Consider the following 14,632-nt stretch of genomic DNA (forward strand, 5'->3'; position numbering starts at 1 on the left):
CGACAAGCTTGCGGGTTTGTCTAGTTTTCTATACAACTAGACAAGTAATAGCCCGACCGCCGATTCGGCTCAAGGTCCGGCCTCGTGAATTTTTGGTGACGGAGGCGAGATGGCCCGCAGTCCGATCTGGAAATCCATCGCCGACACGCTGGCCGGTGAAATCGCCGGGGGGCATTACCACCCCGGCGACAAGCTGCCCTCCGAGGCGGTGCTGGCGGCGCGTTTCGGCGTCAATCGCCATACCGTGCGCCACGCGCTGGCCGCGCTGGCCGAGGCGGGGACGGTGCGCTCGCGTCGCGGGGCCGGGGTTTTCGTCGCGGCGCGGCCCACCGATTATCCGCTGGGCCTGCGGGTGCGGTTTCACCAGAACATCACCGCCTCGGGCCGCACGCCCTCGCGCCGGCTGACGCTGACCGAGACGCGCGCCGCCAATGCCGAGGAGGCCGAGGCGCTGCGCCTTGGCCCCGGCAGCCCGGTGCATGTGGTCGAGGGCGTGTCGCTGGTCGATGGCCAGCCGGTGGCGGTGTTCCGCTCGGTCTTCGATGCCGGACGCTTCCCCGGGCTTTTGCGGCATGTGGTGGCGATCCCCTCGGTCACGGCGGCGCTGGCGGAATGCGGGCTGAGGGACTACACCCGCGCCTCGACCCGGCTGACGGCGGAACTGGCGCCGGCGGTGATGGCGCTGGCGCTGGAGGTGCCGGAGGGCGCACCGGTGCTGCGTTCGGTGGCGGTGAACGTGGACGCGGGCGGCGTGCCGGTGGAATACGGCACCACCTGGTTCGCCGGCGACCGCGTCACGCTGACCCTGCGCCCCGAGGATGCCCTCTAGCCCCGGATCAGCCTGCGCCGCAGCCAGCCCGAGAAGCTGTCCATCGCCATCACCATCAGCACGATCAGCACCATGTAATAGGCCACGTCCTCCCAGTCCTTCTGGGTCTGGATCGCCTGGGTCAGCAACAGGCCGATGCCGCCGCCGACGATGGCGCCGATCACCGTGGCGCCGCGCGTGTTCGATTCCAGGAAATACAGCACCTGCGACAGCAGCACCGGCGTCACCTGCGGGATCACCCCGAAGCGCGCGCGCTGCACCGCACCCGCGCCGGTCGAGCGGATGCCCTCGACCTGCTTTTCGTCGATGTTTTCCAAGGCTTCCGAGAACATCTTGCCGAAGCTTCCCGTGTCGGTCAGCAGGATCGCCAGCGCGCCGGTCATCGGGCCGGGACCGAAGGCGCGGGCCAGCACGATGGTCCAGATCAGCCCGTCCACGCCGCGGATGAAGTCGAAGATCCGCCGCAGCCCGAAGCGCAGCGCGCCCAGCGGCATCATGTTGCGCGCCGCCATGAAGCCCAGCGGCAGCGCCACGAGCGCCGCGCCGAACGTGCCCAGAAAGGCCATCAGCACCGTCTCGAACATGGCCCAGATCACGTCGCCATGCCGCCACATCGCGTTGGTCCAGAAATCGCGCGCCATGGCGGCGATGTTGGGCAGATCGGGATCGACGCGCGGCCCCCAAAGCGCGCTGGCGGCGATCTCGGGCCAGCTCATGTAGTGAAACGGGCTGTCCAGGGTAAAGAAGAACAGCGCCCAGCCCGGCTGATAGCGGAAGGTCTCGACCTTGGCGCGGGTATAGGCAAAGCGCCCGGCCTCGGTGGTGACGCTGACCCGGCTGCCCGAGGCGTTGATCCAGTCCGGCAGCGGCTCGGGCGCGGTCAGGCGCAGCCCGCCATCCTGCTGGCGGATGTCGATCAGGCCGTAGCCCGGCACGTCGTAGCGCGCGCCCTCCGCGTCATAGGTGACGACATGGCCGTGGCCCAGGTCGATGCGGGTCGCATCGCCCTCGGTGGCGATCCAGGCAGGCAGGCGATCCGGCGGATAGGTGCCCTTGGCCTCGCCGTCGATGGCGACGCGCAGCGCGCCCGTGCGGTTGTCGCGCGTCACATGGGTCTTGTGCTGCCAGAAATCCGCCAGCAGCACGGCGGCATTGTCCATCCGCGCCCGCCCGGCCAGCCCGGCGATGTCGAAGGCGATGGCGGCATAGGCCAGATAGCCAAGGATCGCCAGCGGCACCGCAAAGGCTGCCAGCCGGCGGCGGGCGAAACGGGTCAGCACGGTATCGGTCAGCGCGGGGGAAAGCGTGGCGGTGGTCGTCATGGTTCAGCCCCTGACCAGCCGGCTGCGCGCGTGGTCGGACAGCCGGTCGATGGCGACGATGGCCACGAACAGCAGCAGGAAGATCGCCACCACTTGGTCATAGCGGCCCGTGCCCCATTGCATCGCCAGCTTCAGGTCGTAGCCGATGCCGCCCGAGCCGACGAAGCCCAGGATGGCGCTGGCGCGCAGGTTGATCTCGAAGCGCATCAGCGCATAGGACAGCCAGTTCGGCGCGACCTGCGGCAGCACGCCCAGCCCGACCTGCTGGCCCCAGCCGGCGCCGACCGAGGCCAGCCCCTCGACCGGCTTCAGGTCGGCATTCTCGGCCACTTCGGAAAACAGCTTGCCGAGCGCGCCGGCAGTATGCAGCGAGATGGCGATGACCGCCGGCACCGGCCCGCCGCCGAGGATATAGATCAGCACCAGAGCGATCACGATCTCGGGCACGGCGCGCAGCGCGTCCATCAGCCGGCGGAACAGCCCGGTCAGCCGCGGCCAGCGCGCCAGCCCGCGCGTCGACAGAAGCGCCAGCCCCATCGCCATCAGCCCGCCCAAAAGCGTCGAGACCGCGGCGATGTTCAGCGTCTCGACCAGCGAGGGCAGGTGCTTGGCCAGCAGGCCCGGCAGGTTCGCGCGCTTCTGCCATGCCTCGGCCAGCACCTCGGAGGGGAAGGCCAGCACCATCGGCAGCCCGTCGACGAAGCCGCCGGCATTGCGGCTTTCGGCCAGCCGGAACCCGGCCGCCATCATGGCGACGAAGATCACCAGCAACAGCCCGCCGTAAAGCCGGCGGCGGCGGGCCAGTTCCAGATAGGCATCGCGGATATGGTCCGGGGCAAGGGCGGCCATGAGAGTCCTGCGGCTGAATTGCGGATGCCGCGCCCCGGCACGGGGACGCGGCCGGGAAGAGGCGCTTACTGCGCCGTTTCCTGCAGCTTGCGGGCGGCGACCACGCCCAGATAGGCGTCATGCGTCACCGGCACGAAATCCTTGGCCTCGCCATGCGCAACGCCATAGGCGCAGGCCTTGTCGGTCTCGTGCAGGTCGGCGGTCAGTTTCGTGACCTTGTCCTTGACCTCCTGCGGCAGGGCCTTGCGCAGCACCATCGGCCCTTCCGGGATCAGCTTGGATTTCCAGATCTCGACCAGGTCGTTCATCTCGACCAGCCCGGCATCGGCGGCCTTGCGGAAGGCGCCCGAGTTATAGCCGTCCTCCCAATCGCCCAGACCGTCGGCCCAGCTGACGCCGGCATCGAAATCGCCATTGGCCACGCCGATGATGGCCTGTTCATGCCCGCCGGCGAAACGGACCTGGCCGAAGAAATCCTCCAGCTTGCCATGGGTCTCGGCCAGTTCGGCGCCCGGCACCAGATAGCCCGAGGTCGAGTTCGGCTCGGCAAAGGCGAAGGACTTGCCCCTGGCATCCTCGATCGAGGCGATGCCGCTGTCCTTGCGCGCGAAGCCGATGGCGTAATAGCCGGTCGAGCCGTCCATGTTCTGCTTGGTCAGCACCGGCTCGACCGCCTCGGCATCGGTCAGATGGATCTTGGCATAGCCCGAGGCGCCCAGCCAGGCCATGTCCAGCGTGCCGCCCAGCAGGCCCTGGATGACGCCGTCGTAATCGGCGGGGGTGAAGACCTTGACCGGCACGCCCAGCTCGGCCTCGATGGCGGCGCGGTAGCATTCGTTCGAGGTCATGCGGTCCTGCGCGTTCTCGCCGCCCATGATCCCGAGGTTGAAGCCGGTGATCGGCTGGGCGGTGGCGGCCGAGGTCAGGCCGGAGCTGAGGGCGGTGGCGGCGGCAAGCGCCAGGGCAAGCGGTTTCATGGTCTCTCCATGGGTTGCGGTATTGCGGGGCCGTCAGGCCATCAACCGCGCGGCATAGGCCGCATCGGCCGCGGCGTCGGCGGGGATGGCGGTCGAGGTCGCGGCCTCGTTGAAGCTGTGGTCGGCGCCATAGATGTCGCGGGCGACGCCGGTCGAAAGCTGCGCGGGCGTGCCGTCGAAGACGATGCGGCCGTCGCGCATGCCGATCACCCGGTCGCAATAGCGCCGCGCCGTGTCCAGCGTGTGCAGGTTGGCGATGACCATGCGCCCGTCCTCGACATTGATGCGCTTGAGCGTGTCCATGACGATCTGCGCGTTCATCGGGTCGAGACTGGCGATGGGCTCGTCGGCCAGGATGATCCGGGGATCCTGCATCAGGGCGCGGGCGATGGCGACGCGCTGCTGCTGGCCGCCCGACAGCGCCTCGGCCCGCTTGGGCGCCTGTTCGGCGATGCCGAGCCGGTCGAGGATCTCCAGCGCGCGCAGGATGTCGGCGCGCGGCCAGAGGTTGAACAGCGTCGCCAGCACCGGCCGGCGGTTCAGCAGCCCGTGCAGCACGTTCGAGACCACGTCCATGCGCGGCACCAGGTTGAATTGCTGGAAGATCATCGCGCATTGGCTTTGCCAGGCGCGGCGGTCGCGGCCGCGCAGCGCCAGGATGTCGCGCCCGTCCACGCAGATCCGCCCGGCCGAGGCGTCGGTCAGCCGGTTCATCATCCGCAGGAAGGTGGACTTGCCCGCCCCCGACCGGCCGATGATGCCGACGAAGGCCGGGCCGTCCACGGAAAAGCTGATATCGTCCACCGCGGCACGCCCGGAAAAGACGCGGGTGACGTTCTGAACTGCAAGCAAGGCGGGCCCTCCATGAGCGGTTGGGGGGCTCATAGCCGGGATCGGTGACGAAAACGGCTCAGTTCGGTGAAGCTTTCTTGACGCCGCGCCGCCACCCGCCTTTCCCGAGCGTTTTTCACAGGACGCAAAATCCAAATCCGAGTGTTCGGATCGGGATCATAACACCAAGAACTTCTATCAACTATATGTTTTTACAAGATTATTTCTTGACCCCTCGCGAATCGCCCGCTATATCCGGGCCAAGGTCGCCAGCCAGCCGAAACGCCAGCCAGCCACCGCAGAGACAGCCAGCCAGACAGGAGAACAGCCATGACGAAAACCGCTTGCAGCGCCTGCGCGTTCTATGAGGATCACGTCGCCAACTCCGCCAGCACGCTTTCGGATTCCGGCCTGTGCCGCGCCAACCCCCCCGTCAACCAGAAGGATGCGGACACCAGGGGCTATTGGCCGGTCGTCAAGTCGAACGATTGGTGCGGGCAGTTCGCCGCCACCTTCGCGGCCGAATAATCGTCCACCGCATCGACGCAAGAAGGCAGCCCTCGGGCTGCCTTTCGCATGACCCGTCCCGGATCAGAGGCGCGCGGCAAAGCCCTCCAGGAATTTCCGCAGCTGCGCGCGCGTCTTGTCGTCGGTCAGGTTGCCCTGGTCGTCGAAGACCGATCCCGCGCGCGACACCATCAGCCGCCCCTCGGTCCACAGCGCGGCCTTGAGCGTGCGCAGCACCGGCAGCCAGTGGTTCTGCGCCAGGATGGTGCCGAACCCGCCGGGCGAGGCGCCGATCACCGCCACCGGCTTGCCCACGAACAGCGCCAGCCCCTCGCCGCGCGACATCCAGTCGATGGCGTTCTTGAACACGCCCGGCACGCCGTTGTTGTATTCCGGCGTCACCATCAGCAACCCGTCCGCCGCCGCAAGCTGCGCTTGCAGGGCGCGTACCGGCTGCGGCAGGCCCGACTCGGCCTCCAGATCGCCGTCGTAAAGCGGCACCTCGCGGATCGAACCGGTCTGGATGCGCACCCCCTCGGGCGCCAGGTCGGCCGCGGCGCGCAGCAGCCCGGCATTAAACGAGGCGCGCCGCAGGCTGCCGCTGAGGCCCAGGATTGTCTTGGTCATCGGTGCTTGTCCCTTGCTGCCCGCCGGCCCCTGCCGGCTGTCGCTCAACGTCGCGGGCACGGAAATCGATGCCATGCCCGACGGGATTTTTTCACGCCCTGTCCCGATATTGCAGACCGCATTCGGTGACGATGGCGGCCAGCCGGATGTCGTGTGGCTGCGGATAGATCGTCGCCAGCCGGGCCGCCTGCAAGCCGACCCCGACGGCCAGCGGCTGCCGCGCGGCCAGCGTGCGGTCGAAATAGCCGCCGCCATAACCCAGCCGATAGCCGGCGCCGTCCCAGCCGACCAGCGGGGCCAGAACCACATCCGGCTCGACCGTTTCGGTGTTCGCCGGCACCGGGATGTTCCAATGCCCGCGCCGCATCGCCGCGCCGGGATGCCAGGGGCGAAAGACCAGCGGGTTGGCCGGCCGCTCGACCTCGGGCAGGGCCAGAAGGGCGCCGCGATCATGCAGGCGGGCCAGCCAGGGGCGCAGGTCGGGTTCCGACCGGATCGGCCAATAGCCGGCGACCACACGGCCGCGGGGATCGGGCAGATGCGCGGCCAGCAGCGCGTCCAGGCCGCGGGCGATGGCCGCGGCGATGGCCTGGCGCGCGGCGATGCTCAGGCCCGCGCGGCTGGCCAGCAATTCCTCGCGCCGCGCCCTGCGCCAGCGCGCCACGTCGCGGGCCTGCCCTGCATCGACGGCCAAGGGATCGAAGTAGTCCGGCGCGATCCGCTCGGCCTGGCAAGGGGGCGAGCCGCCCTGCTCCCCATCGGCCCTGTCCGATCCCGCGGTGGGAGGCTGCATCCTGGTCATGCGCGGCAGGGTAGCATGGCGCGGCGCACCGCCAAAGCCCGCGCGCAAGAATCGGCGTGACAGCGCGCTGCGCAGCGGTTATGGAGGCCGCATGTCGCATCGAATGCCCTGCACCGTCTCGTTTTATTGGTTCCGCTATCCAGCGGAGCCGGGTGTAGCGCGAACCGCGCGATAACGAACCCCCGAAGCCGCTGGCCCAAGACCGGCGGCTTTTTCAGTTCCATGCGCTTCCGGTCCGGCCCTTTGCAGAAAGAAAGAGCCATGCCCATCCAGACCGAGAACCTGCGCATCGCCGCATTACGCCCCCTGCCCGCCCCCGCCGCCCTGGCCGAATCGCTGCCGCGGGACGAGGCGGTGTCGCGCATCGTCGCCGACAGCCGCGCCGCCATCCGCGCCATCCTGGCCGGGCGCGACGACCGGCTGCTGGTCGTCGCCGGCCCCTGCTCGATCCACGACCCCGCGGCGGCGCTGGATTATGCCGCGCGCCTGGCCGAGTTGCGCCGCGCGCTCTCCGACCGGCTGGAGATCGTCATGCGGGTCTATTTCGAGAAGCCGCGCACCACCGTCGGCTGGAAGGGGCTGATCAACGATCCGCATCTGGACGGTTCGGACCGGATCGAGGACGGGCTGCCACTGGCCCGCCGCCTGCTGCTGGAGATCAACCGCATGGGCCTGCCGGCGGCGACCGAGTTCCTGGACCCGATCCTGCCGCAATATTTCGCCGACCTGATCGCCTGGGGCGCCATCGGCGCGCGCACCACGGAAAGCCAGATCCACCGCCAGCTGGCCTCGGGCCTGTCCTGCCCGGTGGGGTTCAAGAACGGCACCGACGGCGGGGTGCAGGTGGCGCTGGACGCGATCCGCTCGGCCGCGCGGCCGCACAGTTTCCCGGCGATCACCGCCGAGGGGGCGGCGGCCATCGCCACCACCACCGGCAACGATGCCTGCCATGTCGTGCTGCGCGGCGGCCATGACGGGCCGAATTACGGTGCCGAACATGTCGCGGCGGTGGCGGCGGCCGCGGCCAAGGCCGAGGTCGAGCCCGGCATCGTCATCGACGCAAGCCACGCCAACAGCGGCAAGGATCCGGCGCGTCAGTCCCTGGTCATCGCCGATGTCGCGGCGCAGGTCCGCACCGGCGAGACGCGCATCCGCGGCGTCATGCTGGAAAGCAACCTGGTGGCGGGGCGGCAGGATCTGCGGCCCGGCCAGGCGCCAACCTATGGGCAAAGCATCACCGACGGCTGCCTGGGCTGGGAAGAAAGCCGCGCCCTGCTCTTGGACCTGGCCGGGGCCGCGGCGACGCGATTGCGCTGCGCCGCCTGAGGCGGGCGTCGGACGGGCGGCGAAAATCGCCGGGCTTCGCGCAGGGCAAGGCGGGCCGCATGGTTTCAAGCGGCCCCATCCAGCCCGGCCCCGGTGCTTCAGCCGCGGATGCCGGTGGCAAACATCGGCCCGCCGCGCCAGCGCGGGAAACCGTAGCCGTGGATCTCGACCAGGTCGATGTCGGCGGGCGCCTGCGCGATGCCCTCGTCCAGGATCGCCTGCCCCTCGGCGGCCATTTCGGCGACAAGGGCCTGGGCGATTTCCTCGCGGCCCATGGCCGGGCCGGGCCGGATGTGGCCCGCCAGCAGTTCGGCCACCGCCGCCGAGGGCTGCGGCTTGCGCTCGCCCGGCGCATAGTCATACCAGCCGCCGCCGGTCTTTTGCCCCTTGCGGCCGGCGCGCACCAGGATGTCGCCCAGCGTCTCGGGCACCGCCTGCCCGGCCGCCCGCGCGCCCTCGCGTTGCAGGAAGGCGATGTCGAGCCCGCCCAGATCCTGCGCCTCGAACGGGCCCATGGCAAAGCCGTGGCCGCGCATGGCGGCGTCGATTTCTGCGATCGGCACGCCTTGGCGGACCAGCGCCTCGGCCGCCGCGCGATAGCGTTTCAGGATGCGGTTGCCGATGAAGCCCTCGCAGATGCCGGCGCGGACCGGGATCTTCTTCAGCAGCCGCGCCAGCGCGAAGCCGGTGGCCAGGGTGCGGTCGGAGGTTTCGGGCACCGGCACGATCTCCAGGAGCTTCATCACATTGGCTGGGCTGAAGAAATGCAGGCCGATGAAACGCTCGGGCTCGGGCAGCACCTCGGCGATGGCGCGCGGGTCGAGATAGGAGGTATTGGTCGCCAGCACCGCATCCGGGCGGCAGACCCGGGCCAGTTGCTCGAACACGGCGCGCTTGACGCCGATTTCCTCGAACACCGCCTCGATGACCAGATCGGCATCGGCAAGGCTGGCGTAATCCGTCGTCCCGGTGACGCCGACCGCCAGGCCCTCGGCCTGCGTCTCGGTCAGCTTGCCGCGCTTGACGCCGCCCGCGAAGATGCCGCGCAGATTGGCAAGGCCGCGCGCCACCGCCTCGTCGTCGCGCTCGACCAGAGTGACGGGCAGGCCGGCCTCGCGCAGGGCGGCGACGATCCCCGCGCCCATGGTGCCGCCGCCGATGACCGCCGCGCGGCGCAGGGGCAAGGGCTCCACCTCGCGCAGGGCGGCCGGGCGCGGCGCGGCGCGCTCGGCGAAGAAGACATGGCGTAGCGCCGCCGCCTGATCCGAGCCGCGCAGTTCCAGGAAGGTCTGGCGCTCGAAGGCCATGGCCTCGGCGAAGGGCGCTTCGACGGCCTTGCGCAGGCAGGCCAGCGCCCGCAGCGGCGCGGCAGCGCCCTTGGCGGATTTGGCCACGGCCTTCTCCTGCTCGGCCCAGAAACCGGCATCGGGCGCGGCGACGGGACGGGCCGAGACCGGCGCGGGCAAGGGCTGGGCCAGCGCCTGCCGGGCGAAGGCTGTGGCGCCTTCCAGCAGGTCGCCCTGGATCACCGCATCGACCAGCCCCGCCTCGGCGGCTTTCGCCGCGCGCATCGGCCGGCCCGAAGTGACCAGTTCCACCGCCAGCGCGGCCCCGGCGAGGCGCGGCGTACGCACCGTGCCCGAGGCGCCGGGAACGATGCCGAGGCTTACCTCGGGCAGGCCGACCGAAGCGTCGGGGGCGGCCACCCGGAAGCGGCAGCCCATCGCCACCTCGAACCCGCCGCCCAGGGCCGAGCCGTGGATGGCCGCGACCCAGGGCTTTTGCGCGGCCTCGATCCGGTCCACCAGATCGGGCAGGTGCGGCGGCTGCGGCGGCTTGCCGAATTCCGTCACATCGGCCCCGGCGATGAAGGTGCGGCCGGCGCAGGCCAGCACCACCGCCGCGACCTGCGGGTCCGCGTCCAGCGTGTCCACGGCATCCCACAGCCCCTGCCGCAGCGCCTGGCTCAGCGCGTTGACCGGCGGGTTGTCCACGGTGACGATGGCGATTTCCCCTTGGCGGGCGATGGTTACGGTCATGTCCTCAGATCCCCAGATAGGCTTCGCGGATGCGCGGATCGGCGATCAGTTCCGCCGCCGGTCCCTGCATGGTGATGCGGCCGGTTTCCATGACATAGCCCCGGTCGGCGATCTTCAAGGCGCCGAAGGCGTTCTGCTCGACCAGCAGCACGGTCACGCCAAGCGCCTTGAGCCCGCTGACCACGTCGAAGATCTGCTGGACGATGATCGGCGCCAGGCCCATCGAGGGCTCATCCAGAAGCAGGCAGGACGGCCGGCCCATCAGCGCCCGCGCCATGGCCAGCATCTGCTGCTGGCCGCCCGACAGCCCGCCGGCCGCCAGGTTGCGCTTTTCGCGCAGGATCGGGAACATCTGGAACGCGTCCTGCATGTCCTTTTCCACCCGGTCGTCGCTGTAGAGGAAGGCGCCGAGGCGCAGGTTCTCCTCGACCGTGAGATTGGTGAAGATCTGCCGGCCCTCGGGCGATTGCGTCAGCCCGCGCGCCGGGCGGCGATGCGCCGGCACCCCGGCCAGCGGCTCGCCCCGGAAGGTGATCTGCCCGGCCGAGACCGGCTGCACGCCCGAGAGGCAGCGCAGCAGCGTGGTCTTGCCCGCGCCGTTGGCGCCGACCACGGTGACGATCTCGCCGGAATCGACATGCAGGTCGATGCCGTGCAAGACCTCGATGCGCCCATAGCGCGAGCGCAAGCCCTCAACCGTCAGCATCGGCACCCTCCTCGGTTCCCAGATAGGCGGCGATCACCGCCGGGTTGCGGCTGACCTCGGCCGGCGCGCCCTCGGCGATCTTCTCGCCATGGTCCAGCACCACGATATGGCTGGAAATGCGCATGACCATCTTCATGTCATGCTCGACCAGCAGGATGGCGGTGCCGGAGGCCGCGACCTCGGCGATCAGGTGGTCGATCTCCTCGGTCTCGACGGCGTTGCAGCCGGCCGCCGGTTCGTCGAGCAGCAGCACCTTGGGCTTCATCGCCAGCGCGCGGGCGATCTCCAGCCGCTTGAGCGAGCCATAGGACAGGTTCCCCGCCTCGCGATCCGCCGCCCGCTCCAGCCCGACCCGGGCCAGAAGCGCGCGCGCGCCCGCATCGGCCGCCCGCGCCCGGCGGCGCGAGGCGGGCAGGTGCAGCAGGTCGGCCAGCACCGCCCCCCGCTCCTGCAGGTGAAAGCCCGAGATGGCGTTTTCCAACACCGTCATGTTCTGGAATATCTGCAGGTTCTGGAAGGTGCGCGACATGCCGCGGCTGGCCAGCCGGAACGGCGCCATGCCGGTCACGTCCTCGCCCTCCAGCACCACCCGGCCCGAGCCGGGCTGATAGACGCCCGAGATCATGTTGAACAGCGTGGTCTTGCCGGCGCCGTTCGGGCCGATGACCGAGACGATCTCGCCCGACTCGACCTTGAAGCTGACATCGTTCACGGCCTTGATGCCGCCGAAGCTGATGCCCAGACCTTCGACCGAAAGCAGCGTCATTCGTCCCTCCCCCTCAGCTTGCGCAGGACCGAGGGCAAAAGCCCCTCGCGCAGGAAGATCATCACCAGCATCATCACCAGGCCCAGCACCAGCTGCTCGTATTCGGCAAAGACGGTCAGCACCTGCGGCAGCAGCGTCAGGATGCCGGCGCCGAAGATCGCGCCCAGCACCGAACCGGCGCCGCCCAGCACGGCCATGGTCACCATCTCGATCGAATGCATGAAGCCGGCGACATCGGGGGTGATGAACTTGTTCTGCAACGCCACCAGCGAGCCCGCGACCGAGGCATAGACCGCCGAGATGACAAAGGCCTGCAGCTTGACCCGCGCCACGTCGATACCGACGGTGCCGGCGGCGATCTCGGATCCGTGCAGCGCGCGCAGCGCCCGGCCGCTGGGGCTTTGATGCAGGTTCAGCGCCAGCCAGGCGCCGGCCAGCAGCACGAGCCCGCAGAAGAAATACCAGAACTGGCCGTTGGTCAGGTCCAGCCCCCAGTCTTTCAGCAGCCCGCGCAGGCCAAGCTCGGGCACCGCGATGCCGTCGGGGCCGCCGGTCAGCTGGCGCTCGTTGTTCAGCACCATCGAGACGAGGATGCCGAAGCCCAGCGTGGCCACGGCGAGGTAATAGCCCTTGAGCCGCAGGATCGGCCGGCCGACCAGATAGGCCAGCACGCCCGAGATCGCCGCACCCAGCACCACGGCCAGCGACGGGTGCAGGCCCAGATGCGTGGGCGCCAAGGCGCAGGCATAGCCGCCGATGCCGGCGAAACCGGCATGGCCCAGGCTGATCTGCCCGGCATAGCCGGTCAGGATCACGATGCCGGTCACGGCCAGCCCGTTGACGAAGATCAGCGCGCCGACCCGGTAGTAATAGCCCGAGGGAAAGAAGAAGGGCGTCACCGCGATCAGCGCGGCCAGCACCAGCAGCGTGGCGGATTTGGCGGTCAGTCTCGGCATCACACCCGCTCCGTCGATTTGCGGCCGAACAGGCCCTGGGGCATGAAGAACAGGACCAGCAGGATCACCACGAAGGCCGCGGCCTCCTTGTAGGTCGAGGAGAGGTAGCCCGCGGTCAGCGCCTCGATCAGCCCGATCAGGAAGCCGCCGGCCAGCGCGCCCTTGGGATTGCCCATGCCGCCCAGCATGGCGCCGGCAAAGCCCTTCAGCGCAAAGCCGATGCCGACATTATAGGCGGTCAGCGTGATCGGCGTGGCCAGCACCCCGGCCAGGGCGCCGATCCCGGCCGACAGCGCGAAGGACAGCGTCATGACGAAATTGGTGTTGATGCCGACGAGCTGCGCCGCCAGCCGGTTGTTCGAGGTCGCCAGCACCGCCCGGCCCAGAAGCGTGCGGGTGAAGAACAGCCACAGCCCGGCAAAGACCACCAGCGCGCCGCCGATCACCCACAGGCTTTGCGGCTGGATCGTCGCACCGCCGATGCGCAGCGGCGTGTCGCCGGAAAAGGCCGGGAAGCTGTGGATCTGCTTGTCGAAGACCAGCTGCGCCGCGCCTTGCAGAAAGACCGAGGCGCCGATGGTGATGATGATCAGCGACACGACCGGCGCGCCGCGCGCCGGCTCGATGGCCAGCTTGTTGATGGCGACCCCCAGCGCCGCGGTGGCGACGATGGCGATCAGCGCCGCCAGCGGCAGCGGCAGGCCGGCGGCATGGGCGAACCATGTGATCATGCCGCCCAGCATGACGAACTCGCCCTGGGCGAAGTTCACCACGTCCGAGGCGTTGTAGATGATCGTGAAACCAAGGGCGACCAGCGCATAGACCGCGCCCACCGTCAGCCCTGAAAACAGGAATTGCAGAAGTTCAGACATGCCGAGGCTCTCTGGCTGGGCTCTCCCGAGCGGGCGGAAGCGGTCCCCCTGCGGGGACCGCACGGGGTCATTCGACGATGGACCAGCTGCCGTCCTTGACCTCCAGCATGCGGAAGGCCGACAGGTCCAGCCCCAGATGGTCCTCGGGCGACATGGTATAGATGCCGGTCGTGCCCGCCAGTCCCGAGGTCTGCTCCAGCGCGTCGCGGATCGCCTCGGGCTCGGCCGAGCCGGCGCGCGTCACCGCATCGACCAGCAGGGCGAAACCGTCATGGGCATAGCCGCCGAAGGTGCCGACCGGCTCCTTGAACTTGCCCTCATAGGCGGTCTTGTAGGCAGTGACGACCGGCTTTTGCGGATCGTCCTCGGCCAAGAGGTCCGCGACCAGCAGCGCGGTACCGGGCAGGCGCACGCCCTCGGCCGCTTCCTTACCGGCCAGCTCGATGAACCCGTCCGAGGCGACGCCATGCGACTGGTAAAGCGGCAGCTCGATGCCCAGCTGGCGATAGTTGCGGGTCACGATGGACGGGCCCTGGCCGAAGCCGGGGTTCAGCACCGCCTGCACGCCATCGGTGTTGCGGATCTTGGTCAGCTGCGCCGTCATGTCGGCGTCCTTGGGATCATAGGTCTCGTCCGCGGCGATCTCGATGCCGTATTCGCCGACCACGTCCTTGCATTGCGCCTGCATCGAGGCGCCGAAACCGTCGGTGCCCGAGATCATGCCGATCTTCTGGATGCCGCTTTTCTGCATGTCCTCGAAGATCTTCTGGCAGGCCATGCGGTCGGTATGCGGGGTCTTGAAGGTAAAGGGCTTGACCGGCTGGATGATGTCGATGGCACCGGCCAGCGAGATGAAGGGGATCTCGGCATCCTCGGCCACGGCCAGGATCGACATCGAGGTGCCGGTGGTGGTGCCGCCGATGATGGCCTGCACCTCGTCATCCTCGATCAGGCGGGTGGCGAAGGTGCGCGCCTTGTTGGCGTCGCCGCCGTCATCGTAAAGCACCAGCGCGATCTCTTCGCCGTTGATGCCGCCCTTGGCGTTCAGCTCTTCGACCAGCATCTGCAGGGTCTTGGCCTCGGGGTCGCCGAGGAAGGCGGCCGGCCCGGTCGCGGAAACCGAGGCGCCGATCTTGATCTCGGCGCTGGCGGCAGAGGCCAGGCCAAGCGCGATCAGCGCGGCCGGAACGGTCGTCGTCAGGGTCTTTTTCATGGTTCGTCTC

At 69.2% G+C, this 14,632-nt stretch carries 15 protein-coding genes; 3 read left to right on the top strand and 12 right to left on the bottom strand.

The features are described 5' to 3' along the window. Positions 1–109 precede the first annotated feature (109 nt). A complete protein-coding gene (gene phnF, locus ACNKFW_RS18985) occupies positions 110–829 on the top strand; it encodes a phosphonate metabolism transcriptional regulator PhnF (protein ID WP_024843918.1) in 720 nt (239 codons plus the stop codon). Here the strand turns inward: phnF and phnE (ACNKFW_RS18990) are convergent. The 4 genes from phnE (ACNKFW_RS18990) to phnC all read right to left on the bottom strand — a co-directional run bounded on the left by phnE (ACNKFW_RS18990) (position 826) and on the right by phnC (position 4,829). Beyond that, positions 826–2,151, bottom strand: a complete 1,326-nt coding sequence (gene phnE / locus ACNKFW_RS18990; protein ID WP_024843919.1) for a phosphonate ABC transporter, permease protein PhnE — start codon at positions 2,149–2,151, stop codon at positions 826–828. The genes phnF and phnE (ACNKFW_RS18990) overlap by 4 nt on opposite strands. 3 nt (positions 2,152–2,154) lie before the next feature. Next, positions 2,155–3,000 carry a phosphonate ABC transporter, permease protein PhnE gene (phnE, locus tag ACNKFW_RS18995; RefSeq protein ID WP_024843920.1) on the bottom strand — a complete coding sequence of 282 codons (846 nt, stop codon included), beginning with the start codon at positions 2,998–3,000 and terminating at the stop codon, positions 2,155–2,157. Between the two features lie 65 nt (positions 3,001–3,065). Further along, positions 3,066–3,977: a phosphonate ABC transporter substrate-binding protein gene (gene phnD, locus ACNKFW_RS19000; protein WP_024843921.1), complete on the bottom strand. Its 912-nt coding sequence runs from the start codon at positions 3,975–3,977 to the stop codon at positions 3,066–3,068. A gap of 33 nt (positions 3,978–4,010) precedes the next feature. Beyond that, the gene (gene phnC, locus ACNKFW_RS19005; protein ID WP_024843922.1) at positions 4,011–4,829 is read right to left on the bottom strand and encodes a phosphonate ABC transporter ATP-binding protein; all 819 of its coding nucleotides are present in this window, start codon (positions 4,827–4,829) and stop codon (positions 4,011–4,013) included. A 309-nt stretch (positions 4,830–5,138) separates the two neighbouring features. Between phnC and ACNKFW_RS19010 the strand changes: the two genes are divergently transcribed. Then, on the top strand, positions 5,139–5,336 hold the full coding sequence (locus ACNKFW_RS19010; RefSeq protein WP_024843923.1) for a hypothetical protein: 198 nt from the start codon (positions 5,139–5,141) through the stop codon (positions 5,334–5,336). Positions 5,337–5,399: 63 nt separating this feature from the next. Here the strand turns inward: ACNKFW_RS19010 and ACNKFW_RS19015 are convergent, their stop codons facing one another. Beyond that, entirely contained in the window at positions 5,400–5,942 is a 543-nt protein-coding gene (locus tag ACNKFW_RS19015; RefSeq protein ID WP_024843924.1) for an NADPH-dependent FMN reductase, read from the bottom strand. Between the two features lie 91 nt (positions 5,943–6,033). Next, entirely contained in the window at positions 6,034–6,735 is a 702-nt protein-coding gene (locus ACNKFW_RS19020) for a 5-formyltetrahydrofolate cyclo-ligase (RefSeq protein WP_024843925.1), read from the bottom strand. Between the two features lie 270 nt (positions 6,736–7,005). Here ACNKFW_RS19020 and ACNKFW_RS19025 point away from each other — a divergent pair, with 270 nt between their 5' ends. Then, complete coding sequence (locus ACNKFW_RS19025) at positions 7,006–8,070, top strand: 3-deoxy-7-phosphoheptulonate synthase (protein ID WP_024843926.1); 1,065 nt, start codon at positions 7,006–7,008, stop codon at positions 8,068–8,070. Positions 8,071–8,168: 98 nt separating this feature from the next. Here ACNKFW_RS19025 and ACNKFW_RS19030 read toward each other — a convergent pair whose 3' ends face one another. The 6 genes from ACNKFW_RS19030 to ACNKFW_RS19055 all read right to left on the bottom strand — a co-directional run bounded on the left by ACNKFW_RS19030 (position 8,169) and on the right by ACNKFW_RS19055 (position 14,622). Then, positions 8,169–10,109, bottom strand: a complete 1,941-nt coding sequence (locus tag ACNKFW_RS19030) for a 3-hydroxyacyl-CoA dehydrogenase NAD-binding domain-containing protein (RefSeq protein WP_418025687.1) — start codon at positions 10,107–10,109, stop codon at positions 8,169–8,171. Positions 10,110–10,113: 4 nt separating this feature from the next. After that, positions 10,114–10,815: an ABC transporter ATP-binding protein gene (locus tag ACNKFW_RS19035; protein WP_024843928.1), complete on the bottom strand. Its 702-nt coding sequence runs from the start codon at positions 10,813–10,815 to the stop codon at positions 10,114–10,116. Next, positions 10,802–11,581, bottom strand: a complete 780-nt coding sequence (locus ACNKFW_RS19040) for an ABC transporter ATP-binding protein (protein ID WP_024843929.1) — start codon at positions 11,579–11,581, stop codon at positions 10,802–10,804. Before ACNKFW_RS19040 ends, ACNKFW_RS19035 begins: the two co-directional genes overlap by 14 nt. Beyond that, the gene (locus tag ACNKFW_RS19045; protein ID WP_024843930.1) at positions 11,578–12,537 is read right to left on the bottom strand and encodes a branched-chain amino acid ABC transporter permease; all 960 of its coding nucleotides are present in this window, start codon (positions 12,535–12,537) and stop codon (positions 11,578–11,580) included. Before ACNKFW_RS19045 ends, ACNKFW_RS19040 begins: the two co-directional genes overlap by 4 nt. Beyond that, on the bottom strand, positions 12,537–13,409 hold the full coding sequence (locus ACNKFW_RS19050) for a branched-chain amino acid ABC transporter permease (protein ID WP_011751016.1): 873 nt from the start codon (positions 13,407–13,409) through the stop codon (positions 12,537–12,539). The genes ACNKFW_RS19045 and ACNKFW_RS19050 overlap by 1 nt, the downstream gene beginning before the upstream one ends. 67 nt (positions 13,410–13,476) lie before the next feature. Then, complete coding sequence (locus ACNKFW_RS19055) at positions 13,477–14,622, bottom strand: ABC transporter substrate-binding protein (RefSeq protein ID WP_024843931.1); 1,146 nt, start codon at positions 14,620–14,622, stop codon at positions 13,477–13,479. Positions 14,623–14,632 lie beyond the last annotated feature (10 nt).

This window comes from Paracoccus sp. TD-10, from assembly GCF_048270675.1.
Lineage (GTDB): Bacteria > Pseudomonadota > Alphaproteobacteria > Rhodobacterales > Rhodobacteraceae > Paracoccus > Paracoccus pantotrophus.